Genomic DNA, 13,249 nt, shown 5'->3' with positions numbered 1-13,249 from the left:
GGAAACAGTGCCAGCAGACAGGCGAATCGCAGGGAACGAACGGCGATCCCTCCCTGCATCGCCATTCGCAACAGGGCGACCTGCCCACCGTAAGCGGGAGCGGACAGGCACCTATGAAGAGAAACTTTGGGCATATGTAATCCCTGCAGCGATTTTAAAATCGCCACTCATATGTCGGGCCGTAAGTAGAAAGCGGGGAAACGGAGGGGTTATTTGCCGAGTGCCCTATCGAGGGTATTGCGGCCACCGTAATCGTTGATGACTTCGTATCTGACGGAAGCGGCTTCCAGGTTCTTCGGATTTCCCTGCCAGTCGAACTCCTTCGTCGAGAATGGCGCGACCATTCCCTTTCCCACGGACATGACACGGCCATCGACAATCAATTCGACGCTGGCGAACGAAACGTAGTAAGGCGTCGGATTATTTACCTGTACTACGGTCTTTTTTCCTGCTCCCCCTGACTCCAGAAACTTCCATTGAAGTTTCCCGGCAGCCGAATCGACACTCTTCAACTGGCTGGGTCGAAAGAAGAGTTTGAAGCGCGAACGAAAGGAAAACTGCAATGCATTGTTTTCGTCTTCGTCCCTGGGCGGAACTTCCAGGATATTCAGCCAGAACAGCGATTCGCGATCCGTCGGCAACGGGGCCTTCAGGTAGGCGATGCGCAATACAGCGCCGCCATTGGGGTCCACTCGCGTCACGGCCGGCGTGACACTGAAGGGAACCTGCAGTTCCTCGGGGGGAACGTCCTGCCGGCCATCGTCGATCCAGGCTTGCGCCAGCACGGGAGTGCCGGAGGTATTGCTGACCCGCAAGGTGACCTCGCGCTCGCTGGCCGGAAAGACGACGCGAGTGCCCTGTGCGATCAGCCCGGCGTGAGCCGTTCCGACGCACAGGGCGATGGCCACGGCGCTTGCCGCCACGAAAGAATGAAAACGATGCATTAGCGGCGCCATGGCCTCACCTCTTCGTCCGTCGACCGCCGCTTACTCGTACGCCAGGAGGTAGCGGATATGGGACAGGCCGGTACCCGCGATCACGGTCTTCTCGGTGGACACATAGGAGGCCTTGTACTTCAGGGTCGCCGTGTTCTTCAGGACGGTTGCCTTCTGCGGGGCGGCCTCGACCGAGCCCAGCGGGATCTTCGTGGTGTTGGCCGCCGAATTGTTGAAGATCTGGATCTGCACGCCCTTGGCTTTCGACGGCCCCATCAGCATCAGGTTGCCGCTGATACGGTCGACGTTGGTGACCGTATCGAAGGCGATGGAAACCTTCTTGTCATTGGTGCAGCCGGCACCGGAGAGGACCAGGTCGAACTCCTGGAAAGTGGAGTTGGTTCCGACGGCGGTGAAATGGGTCGGCGCCACAATACCCAGGTCGACGTTGGTGACGTTGCCCGCACCCGGCGCCTGACCGTTGATATCGCACGCGACGTCGGTGATGTTGCCCGAGAAGTTGACGATCCCATCGACCGCATGGGCCACGGGGGACATCAGCGCGAGAAGGGTGCCCGACGCAACGAGGGGCGCAAGAATTGCACGTTTGAACTTGTTCATCTGATTTCCTTTGGAGTTGTGGAACATCCTGGCTGCTCCCTGGAGAGCCGATGCAGTACGAACCGGCCAAGGTAGCCAAGCCTTTGCGCGCAACCGGGACGGCCGCCTAGAGCGCCTCCGACCATTACGCGACAGCCGAAGATTGCGCCCTGATAAACGCAGACCCAAACACTAGAAAGAAAGACAGGATTTAAAAATAATAATCATACGAAAACATATGTAGTCCATTTCCGATAACAGCCAATAGGTACATAAGAATAAATTCAGAAAATACTTATAGAAGAACAGGAACCCATTAACTAAAAAACCAAAAAAGAAGAAACGAAAACTCATCTAAGACTTCATCTTCGATAACTTTCCCTTCGCCGCTCCGTACTATTTCCGTGGCATATCGACCTATCAACCATCCGGTCGATATCGGGATACTCGAAGACAGGCCAGCATGGGTTTCCCACGACGAGGAGAACCCTATGTCCGCCCACTCGCATTCCGGATGGATCACCGTCGGCGCCCTGGCCGACGGCTTCGCCCCGGACAACCACGTCCTTCCCGCCTGCGGCGATCTCGCCGGGCTCGAACGGGTCCTGCACTTCGCCAACGGCTGGGTCATCGAACATGCCTTCGACTCGCAGCGCCTGCGCTGGCGCCTGGCCGACGGCAGTGCCAGCGGCGAGTCGGACTACCGCGCCAGTTCACTGCGGGAAAACCTTTACCTGGTGGATTTCCTCAAGCAGGAAAACGGCCGGCCGGTCTCGGTCAGCCTGGTGCTGGACTTCGACAACCAGGCGTTCACCGCGGTGCTCGGCCATCTGCCCGACCGCACGGCCTGCGAACAGGGTCTGTTCTCCCGGGCCCTGGCCGGCCGGGAACTGACCGGCGTGAAGGCCGAGTTCCTGCATGGCAGCCTCGACCGCCCGTGGCAGCCCGGCGCCTGCCCGCACGTCCCCAGCGACGAGTTGGTCGGCCTGCGCAACCGCTACGTCTACAGCGCCAGCGAGGCCTACGAACACATCTACCTCAATCCCGCCTTCTACACCTGGCAATGCCTGCGCGGCGCCGAGCGAGGGCTGGCCGATACCGACCGCTGCCACTGCTACCGACTGGCCGAACGCCTGTACCTGTTCGTCTGGCGCGAGAAGATCGTGCCGACCCTCGGCGTGCTGCTGATCGACCTGGAAGCCGGGCGCACCGACGGCAAGATCTTCGGCTACCAGGACGACGACTTCGCCACCCCGGTGAACTTCCCGGTCGGCGCCCTGGCCCAGGTGCTCAACCAGACCCGCCACGACCTGTGAGGACGCCCATGGACACCACCTTCGGCCTCGACCTGGCCCGCGTCGAAACGCTGTTCAAGCGCGAGCTGCGACGCTTCGACGAACTGCATCCGCGCTCCGCCCAGGCCTACCGGGAAAACCGCCGCCACTGGCTATACGGCGCACCGCTGCACTGGATGCAACAGTGGCCGGGCAACTGCCCGCTGCTGGTGAAGGAGGCCCAGGGCGCGCGCGTCACCGACATCGATGGCCAGCAGTACGTCGACTTCGCCCTCGGCGATAGTGGCGCCATGTTCGGCCACGCCCAACCGGCGGTGGCCGACGCCATCGCCCGCCAGGCGCGGCGCGGCTCAACCCTGATGCTGCCGACCGAGGACAGCCTGTGGGTCGGCGCCGAACTGGCGCGGCGCTTCGGCCTGCCCTATTGGCAGGTGACCACCTCGGCCACCGACGCCAACCGTTTCGTCCTGCGCCTGTGCCGGATGCTCAGCGGACGCGACAAGGTGGTGGTGTTCAACTGCAACTACCACGGCAGCGTCGACGAATCGCAGGTGGAATTCGACGCCGCCGGGCGCATGGTTCCGCGCGCGGGCGTTCACCCCAATGGCGTACGCCACGCCACCACCACCCGCCTGGTGGAGTTCAACGACCTCGACGCGCTGGAGGCCGCCCTCGCCCATGGCGACGTCGCCGCGGTGCTCACCGAACCCTTCATGACCAACGTCGGCATGGTCCCGCCGGCCGAAGGCTTCCACGCCGGCCTGCGCGAACTGACCCGCCGCCACGACGTGGCGCTGATCATCGACGAGACCCACACGATCTCCTGCGGTCCCGCCGGCTATAGCGGCGCGCATGGCCTCGAGCCGGACTTCTTCGTCCTCGGCAAATGCATCGCCGGCGGCATTCCCAGCGCCGTCTGGGGATGCAGCCAGGCGCAGGCGGAGCGGATCTGGGCGGTACTGCCGCACTTCCGACCGGGGCAGGCGATCAACCATTTCGGCTTTGGCGGCACCCTGGCCGGCAACGCGCTGCAACTGGCGGCGATGCGCGCGACCTTCGCCGAAGTGATGACGGAGGACGCCTATCGGCACATGTTCCAGCTCGCCGCGCAGCTCGAGGCGGGCGTCCGCGCGACGCTCGAGGAACTGCGCCTGCCCTGGCACGTGACGCGCATCGGCGCGCGCGTCGAGTACCTGTTCATGACCCACGCCCCGCGCAACGGCGGCGAGGCCCACCACGCACGCAACGGCCTGATCGAGGCCTGCCTGCACCTCTACCTGCTCAACCGCGGCGTGCTCTTGACGCCATTCCACAACATGGCGCTGACCTGCCCGGCGACCCGCGCAGAGGACGTCGAACTGCACGACCGCCTGCTCCGCGATTGCCTGGGCAAACTGCTGGAGCGCCCATCGTGAGGCGCTTGGAGAACCGCGTCGCACTGGTCACCGGCGCCGGCCAGGGCATCGGCCGGGCCATCGCCGAATGCTTCGCCGCCGAAGGCGCCAGGGTTCTGCTGGCGACGCGTACCGCCAGCCGCGGCCAGGCCGTCCTGGAGGCGATCCGCCTGGGCGGAGGCTCGGCCGAACTGCTGGCCGTCGACCTGAGCGAGCACGACGCCGCGAGACGAGCGGTGAGCGCGACCCTGGAGCGCTTCGGCCAGTTGGACATCCTCCTGCACAACGCCGCTGCCTTTCCCCAGTGCGCCCTCGCGGAACTGGACGAAGGCACCCTGGAACGGACCCTGGCGGTGAACCTGAAAAGCTGCTTCCGGCTGACCCAGGCCGCCCTTCCCGCCCTGCGCCGCAGCGTGGCCGGGCGCGTCCTGGTGACCTCCTCGGTGACCGGCCCGCGCACGGCGATCCCTGGGCTCTCGCACTATGCGGCGAGCAAGGCCGGGGTCAACGGTTTCATCCGCGCCGCCGCGCTGGAGCTGGCCGGCGACGGCATCACCGTCAACGGCGTCGAGCCCGGCCTGGTCGCGACTCCGGCGCTGGGCAGCCTCGGCGACGCCGCCGCGCTGGCCGCGCACATCCCCCTCGGGCGTGTCGGCCAGCCGCTGGACATCGCCCACGCCATGCTCTTCCTCGCATCCGACGAGGCGAGCTACATCACCGGGCAGACCCTGGTTGTGGATGGCGGCGCGTTGCTGCCGGAAAACGGCGGGCTGGCCTGAAGCCGCTGGCGTTCGCCCTCTCCCTCCAGAGAGAGCGCCTTCCGACGTATCCGGCAAACACTTCCGCCGGCTCCGGTAGGGCGCTCGCCCTGTCCCACGGACAAGGGCCGACCATTTGCCGGGCGATTATCGAAAGCCCCTGCAAAATGGATGAATAAGAATGACTCTCAGCAGGTTAGTATCGGAAATCCCCAACCGAGAGGATTCGCTTCATGTTCCGCTCCACCTCCCATGTCCGTACCGAATCGGCGGCACGCTACGTCAATCGCCTGTGCAAGCACTGGGGCCACAAGTTCGAAGTCGAACTCACTCCCGAGCGCGGCTTCATCGACTTCGGCGACTCCAACTGCGAGCTGCTCGCCCACCCCGACCATGTCCTGATGATTCTCAACAGCCCCGACGAGGACAGCCTCGCCCACATGCAGAACGTGGTCGCCGATCACCTGCAACGCATGGCCAACAGCGAAAGCCTGGAGATTGCCTGGCAGCCCGCCGAAAGCTGAACGCGCCGCCACCCGGCCGCCCTTCGCGGCCGGACGCCGGGCGTCACGCGGGGCCATGGAAAGTGCCATTCATTCCCCGGAAAAGCCATTCAGCTCGCTCCGCCCCCGTCCCATCATCCCCTCCAGGCGCTCTCGCGCAGATAACAACAATGACTGGAGACGATGATGAAACCCGAAGATTTCCGTGCCTCTGCCACCCGTCCGTTCACCGGCGAGGAGTACCTCGCCAGCCTGCGCGACGACCGTGAGATCTACATCTACGGCGACCGCGTCAAGGACGTCACCAGCCACCCCGCCTTCCGCAACGCGGCCGCCTCCATGGCCCGGCTCTACGACGCCCTGCACGATCCGCAGAGCAAGGAAAAGCTCTGCTGGGAGACCGATACCGGCAACGGCGGCTATACCCACAAGTTCTTCCGCTACGCGCGCAGCGCCGACGAACTGCGCCAGCAGCGCGACGCCATCGCCGAGTGGTCGCGGCTGACCTACGGCTGGATGGGCCGCACCCCGGACTACAAGGCCGCCTTCGGCAGCGCCCTCGGCGCCAACCCGGGCTTCTACGGGCGTTTCGAGGACAACGCGAAAACCTGGTACAAGCGCATCCAGGAAGCCTGCCTGTACCTCAACCATGCCATCGTCAACCCGCCGATCGACCGCGACAAGCCGGTGGACCAGGTCAAGGACGTGTTCATCTCGGTGGACGAGGAAGTCGACGGCGGCATCGTCGTCAGCGGCGCCAAGGTGGTCGCCACGAATTCCGCGCTGACCCACTACAACTTCGTCGGCCAGGGTTCGGCGCAACTGCTCGGCGACAACACCGACTTCGCCCTGATGTTCATCGCGCCGATGAACACCCCCGGCATGAAGCTGATCTGCCGCCCCTCCTACGAACTGGTGGCGGGTATCGCCGGATCGCCGTTCGACTACCCGCTGTCCAGCCGTTTCGACGAGAACGACGCGATCCTGGTGATGGACAAGGTGTTCATCCCCTGGGAGAACGTACTGATCTACCGCGACTTCGAGCGCTGCAAGCAGTGGTTCCCCCAGGGTGGCTTCGGCCGGCTGTTCCCGATGCAGGGCTGCACCCGCCTGGCGGTCAAGCTCGACTTCATCACCGGCGCCCTCTACAAGGCCCTGCAATGCACCGGCTCCCTGGAGTTCCGCGGCGTGCAGGCGCAGGTCGGCGAAGTGGTGGCCTGGCGCAACCTGTTCTGGTCGCTGACCGACGCCATGTACGGCAACGCCAGCGAATGGCACGGCGGCGCCTTCCTGCCCAGCGCCGAGGCCCTGCAGGCCTACCGCGTGCTGGCGCCGCAGGCCTACCCGGAGATCAAGAAGACCATCGAGCAGGTGGTCGCCAGCGGCCTGATCTACCTGCCCTCCGGCGTTCGCGACCTGCACAATCCGCAACTCGACAAGTACCTCTCCACCTATTGCCGTGGCTCCGGCGGCATGGGCCACCGGGAGCGGATCAAGATCCTCAAGCTGCTCTGGGACGCCATCGGCAGCGAGTTCGGCGGCCGCCACGAGCTGTACGAGATCAACTACGCCGGCAGCCAGGACGAGATCCGCATGCAGGCCCTGCGCCAGGCGATCGGCAGCGGGGCGATGAAGGGCATGCTCGGCATGGTCGAGCAGTGCATGGGCGACTACGACGAGAACGGCTGGACCGTGCCGCACCTGCACAACCCGGACGACATCAACGTGCTCGATCGCATCCGCCAATGACGCCCGCGTCGCCTCCGGAGGTTATCCCCATGTCCCAGCTCGAACCCAGGCAGCAAGCCTTCCGCAACGCCATGGCGCATCTTTCGGCGGCGGTCAACGTGATCACCAGCAACGGCCCGGCCGGACGCTGCGGGATCACCGCCACCGCGGTCTGCTCGGTCACCGACAGCCCGCCGACGCTGATGCTCTGCATCAACCGCAACAGCGAGATGAACACGGTGTTCAAGGCCAACGGTCGACTCTGCGTGAACGTCCTCAGCGGCGAACACGAAGAGGTGGCCCGCCACTTCGCCGGCATGACCGAGGTCCCGATGGAACGCCGCTTCGCCCTCCACGACTGGCGCGAGGGCCTCGCCGGGTTGCCGGTGCTGCACGGCGCCCTGGCCAACCTGCAGGGACGCATCGCCGAGGTCCAGGAGATCGGCACCCACTCGGTGCTGTTGCTGGAACTGGAGGACATCCAGGTCCTCGAACAGGGCGACGGCCTGGTCTACTTCAGCCGCAGCTTCCATCGCCTGCAATGCCCCCGGCGGGCGGCCTGAACGGCGCCTCCAGGAATCCTCCGCCAGCGTTTCGAAGCCGCCGCCGAGAACCCGGCCAGGCCCTCAGCGGCGGTGCGCCGGCGGGATCGAGTAAGTGCCGACCACATGGGCGACCGGTTCCGCGTCGCCTTCGGAGAACAGCGAGACCTCGCCCATCGCCAGGGTCTTGCCGACCTTCATCAGGCGGCACTCGCCGACCACCCGGCGGTCCGCCGCGGGACGCCGCAGGAAGTTGATGGTCAGGCTGGTGGTCACCGCCAGCGGGACGATGCCGATCTCGCCCAGTACCGCCACGTACAGCGCGACATCGGCGATGGCCATCAGGGTCGGCCCGGAGACCGTGCCGCCGGGGCGCAGGTCGCTGGCGTCGACCGCCTGCCAGACCGTGGCGCTACGCTCGCCGACGGCTTCGACCACGACCCGGGTCTGGGGAAATTCGCGCTGGATGAAACGGGCGATCTGCTCTTTCTTGTCGGTCACGGAACGGGTCCTTGGCAGTAGGAGGAGGAAAGGTACGGTAGTCGGGTCTAGCGGCCACGCGCCTCGCTCGGCGTCATCCCGTAGCGCGCCTTGAAGGCCCGGGCGAAATGCGCCTGGCTGGAGAAGCCGTGGCGATAGGCGACCTCGGCTACATCCAGGCGCCGGCCCTGGGGCGAGGCGAGCAACTGGCGGGCCCGCTCCAGGCGCCGCTCCTGCAGGTAGCGCCCGGGCGAGCTGCCTTCCTGGGCGAACAGCCGCGCCAGGTGCCGGCTGGAGACGCCAGTGGCGGCGGCCACCCGCTCGCAGCTCAGGGCGGGTTCGTCGAGGTGCTGCTGGATGTACTGCTTGGCCGCCAGCAGGTAGGACGCGCCCAGGGCGCTGGCACGGTGCTCGCCGGCATGGTCGCTGATGATGCTCGCCAGCAGGTCGTAGGCTTCCTCCTGGTAGCGCTCGGCATCCTCGCCATGGGGGCTGTCGAGGAAATCCCGGGTACGCTCGCCGAGGGTCCGCACCAGCAGGCGCTGCACCGGGCTTTCCGCGCCGATCTTCAGCGGTCCCTTGAAGTCGCGCAGGCAGCGCTCGGCGAAATCGTCCTGGGGAATGTCGAAGATGAACTGCCGCATCGGTCCGGAAAAACCGAACAGGTAGGGCTTGTCGGTCCGGTAGATAACCAGCTCGCCCGGTTGCAGGAGGTTGCAGCCGTTGTCCTGGTAGAAGAACGACTGGCTGCCCTGCACCAGGGAGACGAAGATCGACTCCTTGGGCACTGCGCGGATCATCGAGCGGTCGCGCTCCACCACGTGCTCGTTGCCGCCGATGCGGGCCAGCCGCAGGCGTTCGAGGCAGAGGTTGTCCTGGGTCGCGGCGAAGCCGGCCTGGGAATACGACGAACATTTCAGGCCAACCAGGATGGAAGCGTTGTAGTCCTCCCAGAACGCCAGCCGCTGCTCCAGGGGAATGTCCTGGGTGCTGGCCCGCCGGGTTTCGAGCAAGGCATGTGCGGGCATTTTTATTCTTCTCGTCGAACGCTGCGTGGACCTCCCGGACCTCAGGCGAGGCCTCCGGGGCCAGGCGCCGGGCCGCTCCGCCGACCTGTCGCGGTCGGTCGGCGAGGCGCCTGGCACCCCGTCATTAACATCTGAATCCTTTCCTCCGTCAATCGCCCTCCAGCCGGCTCCGACGCTGGGCAGGCCAGCTTGGCGGCGCGTCGCGGGTCGCGCCAGGCCATGTCCGAAAAGCGCAAGCTTCCTGGCCGCCAGGGTCAAACCCGGAGGCCCGCCCATGGCTAGAGTCGGCCCGACGATAACAACGACAGAGGCCGCCCCATGCCCGAACTCGCCACCCGTGAATTCTGGAAAGACCTGCAACCGATTCCCGACTGCTTCAAGCCGGACGCCAAGCCCGAGGTCTACCTGCGCAACGCGCCGACCGAGGACGAGCGCCTCTACGTGCCCTTCACCGAGACCGTGAAGTCGCGCCCGCTGTGGATCTCGCCAAGCGAAAACCGCTGGTGCGACATCCTGATGGCGACGAGCGCCGGCCTGGTCAACCGCCACTACCACCCGCACGAGGTGTTCGCCTACACCATCAGCGGCAAGTGGGGCTACCTGGAACACGACTGGACCGCCACCGCCGGCGACTTCGTCTACGAGACGCCCGGCGAGGGCCACACCCTGGTGGCCTACGAGCACGAGCAGCCGATGCGTGCATTCTTCATCGTCAAGGGACCGCTGGTCTGGCTCGACGAGAAGGGCAACGCGGACGGCATCTTCGACGTCCACGACTACATCGCGATGTGCCGTGAGCACTACGACAAGATCGGCGTCGGCGCCGCCTACATCGACTCCCTGTTCCGCTGACCCCGGGCGCGCGCCGCCCTGGCGGACGCGCGCCTCCCCGCCGGCCGGCCCGCCCGGCCTGGAGACCGACATGGCGCATAACAACAATTCCGCCAGTTACGAAAACGTCCTGCTCTGCGTGCTGTTCCTGACCTTCGGCTTCGTCTTCTTCGACCGCCTGGCGCTGTCCTTCCTGTTTCCCTTCATGGAACAGGAGCTGCAACTGAGCAACAGCCACCTGGGCATGCTCTCCTCGGTGCTGGCCCTGGCCTGGGCGGTATCCGGCGCGCTGGTCGGCGCCTGGTCCGACCGCCGCGGGCAGCGCAAGCCGCTGCTGATCGTGGCGGTGATCCTGTTCTCGCTGTGCTCGGCGCTGTCCGGGCTGGTCGGCGGCTTCCTCAGCCTGCTGCTGTTCCGCGGCATCATGGGCCTGGCCGAGGGGCCGATCCTGCCGCTCTCGCAATCGCTGATGGTCGAGGCCTCCTCGCCACATCGCCGCGGCCTCAACATGGGTCTGCTACAGGGCTCGGCGGCCGGCCTGCTCGGCGCGGTGATCGGCCCGCCGCTGCTGGTGGCCCTGGCCGAAACCCTCGGCTGGCGTCACGCCTTCATCGTCTCGTTGCTGCCGGGCCTGCTGATCGCCTGGTTGATCTGGCGCCATGTGCGTCCCGACCCGCCCCGCGCGCAGCGCCCGGCGCCGCGCGCAGAAGAAGCGAAAGGCAAGCGCCTGGCACTGCTGAAGAGCCGCAACATCCTGCTCTGCACCCTGATCAGTTGCGTATTCGTCACCTGGTTCATCGTGCTGATTTCCTTTACCCCGACCTTCCTGGTCAACGCCCGCGGCTTCAGCCCGGCGACCATGGGCAGGCTGATGAGCTGCCTGGGCGTCGCCTGGGTGGTCTGGGGCTTCGCCGTACCGGCGATATCCGATCGCATCGGCCGTCGACCGACCCTGGTGGCGTTCTCCCTGCTCGCCGCGTGTTGCCCGCTGGCGCTGCTCTATGCGCCGAACGCGACCAGCCTCGGCCTGCTGTTGCTGCTGACCTACACCGGGCTCGGCTGCTTCACCCTGTTCATGGCGACCATCCCGGCGGAGACCGTCTCGCGCGGCGTCATCGCCACCGCCCTCGGCCTGATCATGGGCCTCGGCGAACTGGTCGGCGGTTTCCTCGCGCCGACCGTGGCCGGCTTCGCCGCCGACCGCTTCGGCCTGTCCATCGTCATGTGGATGTCCTGCGGCGGCGCCCTGCTCGCCGCGTTCCTCTCGCTGTTCCTGCGCGAAACCGCGCCCGCCGTGCTGGCGCGCCAGCGCAGCGCGCCTACCTCCGTCCTGCAAGGAAACCAACCATGAAAGCACTGCGCTGGCACGCTGCCCGCGACCTCCGCCTGAGCGAACTGGAACGCCAGGCGCCGCGGCCCGGCGAAGTCGAACTGGAAGTCGCCTACTGCGGCATCTGCGGCAGCGACCTGCACGAATACCAGAGCGGCCCGCACTCGATTCCCCAGGCCGAGGCGCACCCGCTGTCCGGTTGCCGCGCGCCGCTAACCCTCGGCCATGAGTTCTGCGGCGTGGTCGCCGCGCTCGGCCCTGGCGTGGAGGGACTGCGCATCGGCGACCGCGTCGCGGTGGAGCCGGAATACCGCTGCGGCGAATGCCGCTACTGCCGGGAAGGCCGCTACAACCTCTGCGAGTCGATGGGCTTCATCGGCCTGATGGGCGACGGCGGCTTCGCCGAGCGCGCGCGGGTGCCGGCCTACATGCTGCACCGCCTGCCGGACGCGGTGGGCTTCCGCCAGGCCGCCGTGCTCGAACCGGCCGCCGTGGCCCTGCACGCGCTGCGCCGCAGCAGCCTGGCGCCGGGCCAGCGCTGCGCGGTGTTCGGGCTCGGCCCGATCGGCCTGCTGCTGGTGATGCTCGCCCGCCTGCGCGGAATCGAGGACATCGTCGCGATCGACGTCAGTCCCGAGCGCCTCGCCCTGGCCGGGGAGTTCGGCGCCAGCCGGGCGCTCGACGCCCGCGACGGCGACACGGCGGCGCGCCTGCGCGAGGGCGGCGCGCTCGACTGCGCCTTCGAGGCCGCCGGCAGCCAGGCCAGCCTCGACGCCGCCCTGGCCAGCCTGCGCAAGGGTGGCGAGCTGGTGCTGGTGAGCCTGATGGGCGAGGTCCGGCTGGACGCCTTCGACCTGGTCAACCGCGAACTGCGCCTGCTCGGCAGCGTCGGCTACCGCGACGCCTACCCGGAGCTGATCGCCCTGCTCGCCGACGGCCGCCTCGACCTGGCCCGCGCAGTGACCCGCAGCGTGCCCCTGGAGCAGGCTGTCGAGCACGGTTTCGAGGCCCTGCTGCGCGACAAGTCGCAGGTCAAGGTGCTGGTCAATCCCAACCCGGCCCTGGCCGACGCCTGAAGGAACGATCGCCGATGGTTTTCCAACACGATATCTACGCCGGCCAGCAGGTGCTGGTCACTGGCGGCAGCTCCGGCATCGGCGCGGCCATCGCCATGCAGTTCGCCGAACTCGGCGCCGAAGTCGTCGCCCTCGGCCTGGACGCCGACGGCGTGCACGCACCGCGTCATCCGCGGATTCGCCGGGAAGAACTGGACATCACCGACAGCCAGCGCCTGCAACGGCTGTTCGAAGCGCTGCCGCGCCTGGATGTGCTGGTGAACAACGCCGGCATCAGCCGCGACCGCGAGGAATACGACCTGGCTACCTTCGAACGGGTGCTGCGCCTCAACCTGAGCGCCGCCATGCTCGCCAGCCAACTGGCCCGGCCGCTGCTGGCGCAGCGCGGCGGCAGCATCCTCAACATCGCCTCGATGTACAGCACCTTCGGTTCCGCCGACCGCCCGGCCTACAGCGCCAGCAAGGGCGCCATCGTCCAGCTCACCCGTTCCCTGGCCTGCGAGTATGCCGCCGAGCGCATCCGGGTCAACGCCATCGCCCCCGGCTGGATCGACACGCCGCTGGGCGCCGGGCTCAAGGCCGACGTCGAGGCCACCCGCCGGATCATGCAGCGCACGCCGCTGGCGCGCTGGGGCGAGGCGCCCGAGGTGGCCAGCGCCGCGGCCTTCCTCTGCGGTCCCGGCGCCAGCTTCGTCACCGGCGCCGTGCTGGCGGTGGACGGCGGCTATCTCTGCGCCTGAGCCGCCTTC

General features: G+C 66.8%; 14 protein-coding genes. 10 read left to right on the top strand and 4 right to left on the bottom strand.

Features of this window, described 5'->3' with window-relative positions; translation table 11 throughout:
- Nucleotides 1-209 precede the first annotated feature (209 nt).
- Both cupB2 and AC1RB9_RS04365 read right to left on the bottom strand, forming a co-directional pair.
- A complete protein-coding gene (gene cupB2, locus AC1RB9_RS04370; protein ID WP_003118217.1) occupies nt 210-956 on the bottom strand; it encodes a molecular chaperone CupB2 in 747 nt (248 codons plus the stop codon).
- A 30-nt stretch (nt 957-986) separates the two neighbouring features.
- Nucleotides 987-1,556, bottom strand: a complete 570-nt coding sequence (locus AC1RB9_RS04365; protein WP_003454208.1) for a fimbrial protein — start codon at nt 1,554-1,556, stop codon at nt 987-989.
- 470 nt (nt 1,557-2,026) lie between these two features.
- On the opposite strand from AC1RB9_RS04365, the gene AC1RB9_RS04360 reads away from it, so the two are divergent.
- The 6 genes from AC1RB9_RS04360 to hpaC all read left to right on the top strand — a co-directional run bounded on the left by AC1RB9_RS04360 (nt 2,027) and on the right by hpaC (nt 7,776).
- On the top strand, nt 2,027-2,851 hold the full coding sequence (locus tag AC1RB9_RS04360) for a molybdenum cofactor biosynthesis F family protein (protein ID WP_003454209.1): 825 nt from the start codon (nt 2,027-2,029) through the stop codon (nt 2,849-2,851).
- An 8-nt stretch (nt 2,852-2,859) separates the two neighbouring features.
- Complete coding sequence (locus tag AC1RB9_RS04355) at nt 2,860-4,245, top strand: aspartate aminotransferase family protein (RefSeq protein WP_003454222.1); 1,386 nt, start codon at nt 2,860-2,862, stop codon at nt 4,243-4,245.
- Nucleotides 4,242-5,003 (top strand): SDR family oxidoreductase, encoded by a 762-nt coding sequence (locus AC1RB9_RS04350; protein WP_003454224.1) that lies wholly within the window; start codon nt 4,242-4,244, stop codon nt 5,001-5,003. The genes AC1RB9_RS04355 and AC1RB9_RS04350 overlap by 4 nt, the downstream gene beginning before the upstream one ends.
- Nucleotides 5,004-5,215: 212 nt before the next feature.
- Entirely contained in the window at nt 5,216-5,506 is a 291-nt protein-coding gene (locus AC1RB9_RS04345) for a DUF2218 domain-containing protein (RefSeq protein ID WP_003093387.1), read from the top strand.
- Nucleotides 5,507-5,671: 165 nt separating this feature from the next.
- Nucleotides 5,672-7,234 (top strand): 4-hydroxyphenylacetate 3-monooxygenase, oxygenase component, encoded by a 1,563-nt coding sequence (hpaB, locus tag AC1RB9_RS04340; protein WP_003104533.1) that lies wholly within the window; start codon nt 5,672-5,674, stop codon nt 7,232-7,234.
- Between the two features lie 29 nt (nt 7,235-7,263).
- Entirely contained in the window at nt 7,264-7,776 is a 513-nt protein-coding gene (hpaC, locus tag AC1RB9_RS04335) for a 4-hydroxyphenylacetate 3-monooxygenase, reductase component (protein ID WP_003104531.1), read from the top strand.
- A gap of 63 nt (nt 7,777-7,839) precedes the next feature.
- Here hpaC and AC1RB9_RS04330 read toward each other — a convergent pair whose 3' ends face one another.
- Together AC1RB9_RS04330 and AC1RB9_RS04325 are read right to left on the bottom strand one after the other, a co-directional pair.
- Complete coding sequence (locus AC1RB9_RS04330) at nt 7,840-8,256, bottom strand: PaaI family thioesterase (protein WP_003454227.1); 417 nt, start codon at nt 8,254-8,256, stop codon at nt 7,840-7,842.
- Nucleotides 8,257-8,303: 47 nt separating this feature from the next.
- A complete protein-coding gene (locus AC1RB9_RS04325; RefSeq protein WP_003093398.1) occupies nt 8,304-9,263 on the bottom strand; it encodes a helix-turn-helix domain-containing protein in 960 nt (319 codons plus the stop codon).
- Between the two features lie 318 nt (nt 9,264-9,581).
- Here AC1RB9_RS04325 and AC1RB9_RS04320 point away from each other — a divergent pair, with 318 nt between their 5' ends.
- The 4 genes from AC1RB9_RS04320 to AC1RB9_RS04305 all read left to right on the top strand — a co-directional run bounded on the left by AC1RB9_RS04320 (nt 9,582) and on the right by AC1RB9_RS04305 (nt 13,240).
- Complete coding sequence (locus tag AC1RB9_RS04320; RefSeq protein ID WP_003113028.1) at nt 9,582-10,115, top strand: 2,4'-dihydroxyacetophenone dioxygenase family protein; 534 nt, start codon at nt 9,582-9,584, stop codon at nt 10,113-10,115.
- Between the two features lie 70 nt (nt 10,116-10,185).
- A complete protein-coding gene (locus AC1RB9_RS04315; RefSeq protein ID WP_003158816.1) occupies nt 10,186-11,445 on the top strand; it encodes an MFS transporter in 1,260 nt (419 codons plus the stop codon).
- Nucleotides 11,442-12,500, top strand: a complete 1,059-nt coding sequence (locus AC1RB9_RS04310; protein WP_003118211.1) for a 2,3-butanediol dehydrogenase — start codon at nt 11,442-11,444, stop codon at nt 12,498-12,500. The genes AC1RB9_RS04315 and AC1RB9_RS04310 overlap by 4 nt, the downstream gene beginning before the upstream one ends.
- A gap of 14 nt (nt 12,501-12,514) precedes the next feature.
- Nucleotides 12,515-13,240, top strand: a complete 726-nt coding sequence (locus tag AC1RB9_RS04305) for an SDR family NAD(P)-dependent oxidoreductase (RefSeq protein WP_003093405.1) — start codon at nt 12,515-12,517, stop codon at nt 13,238-13,240.
- The last annotated feature ends 9 nt before the right edge of the window (nt 13,241-13,249 follow it).

It is taken from the genome of Pseudomonas sp. 20-5, from assembly GCF_056782835.1.
The sequence above is the reverse complement of the archived record's forward strand: the minus strand, read 5'-3'. Positions and strand labels throughout refer to the sequence as shown.

What these genes read in the sequence shown, in the direction of transcription:
- AC1RB9_RS04320 (WP_003113028.1), top strand. Translation starts at nt 9,582, where the DNA reads ATGCCCGAACTCGCCACCCGTGAATTCTGGAAAGACCTGCAACCGATT.
- hpaC (WP_003104531.1), top strand. Translation starts at nt 7,264, where the DNA reads ATGTCCCAGCTCGAACCCAGGCAGCAAGCCTTCCGCAACGCCATGGCG.
- hpaB (WP_003104533.1), top strand. Translation starts at nt 5,672, where the DNA reads ATGAAACCCGAAGATTTCCGTGCCTCTGCCACCCGTCCGTTCACCGGC.
- AC1RB9_RS04345 (WP_003093387.1), top strand. Translation starts at nt 5,216, where the DNA reads ATGTTCCGCTCCACCTCCCATGTCCGTACCGAATCGGCGGCACGCTAC.
- AC1RB9_RS04360 (WP_003454209.1), top strand. Translation starts at nt 2,027, where the DNA reads ATGTCCGCCCACTCGCATTCCGGATGGATCACCGTCGGCGCCCTGGCC.
- AC1RB9_RS04365 (WP_003454208.1), bottom strand. Translation starts at nt 1,556, where the DNA reads ATGAACAAGTTCAAACGTGCAATTCTTGCGCCCCTCGTTGCGTCGGGC.
- AC1RB9_RS04305 (WP_003093405.1), top strand. Translation starts at nt 12,515, where the DNA reads ATGGTTTTCCAACACGATATCTACGCCGGCCAGCAGGTGCTGGTCACT.
- AC1RB9_RS04325 (WP_003093398.1), bottom strand. Translation starts at nt 9,263, where the DNA reads ATGCCCGCACATGCCTTGCTCGAAACCCGGCGGGCCAGCACCCAGGAC.
- AC1RB9_RS04315 (WP_003158816.1), top strand. Translation starts at nt 10,186, where the DNA reads ATGGCGCATAACAACAATTCCGCCAGTTACGAAAACGTCCTGCTCTGC.
- AC1RB9_RS04310 (WP_003118211.1), top strand. Translation starts at nt 11,442, where the DNA reads ATGAAAGCACTGCGCTGGCACGCTGCCCGCGACCTCCGCCTGAGCGAA.
- cupB2 (WP_003118217.1), bottom strand. Translation starts at nt 956, where the DNA reads ATGGCGCCGCTAATGCATCGTTTTCATTCTTTCGTGGCGGCAAGCGCC.
- AC1RB9_RS04355 (WP_003454222.1), top strand. Translation starts at nt 2,860, where the DNA reads ATGGACACCACCTTCGGCCTCGACCTGGCCCGCGTCGAAACGCTGTTC.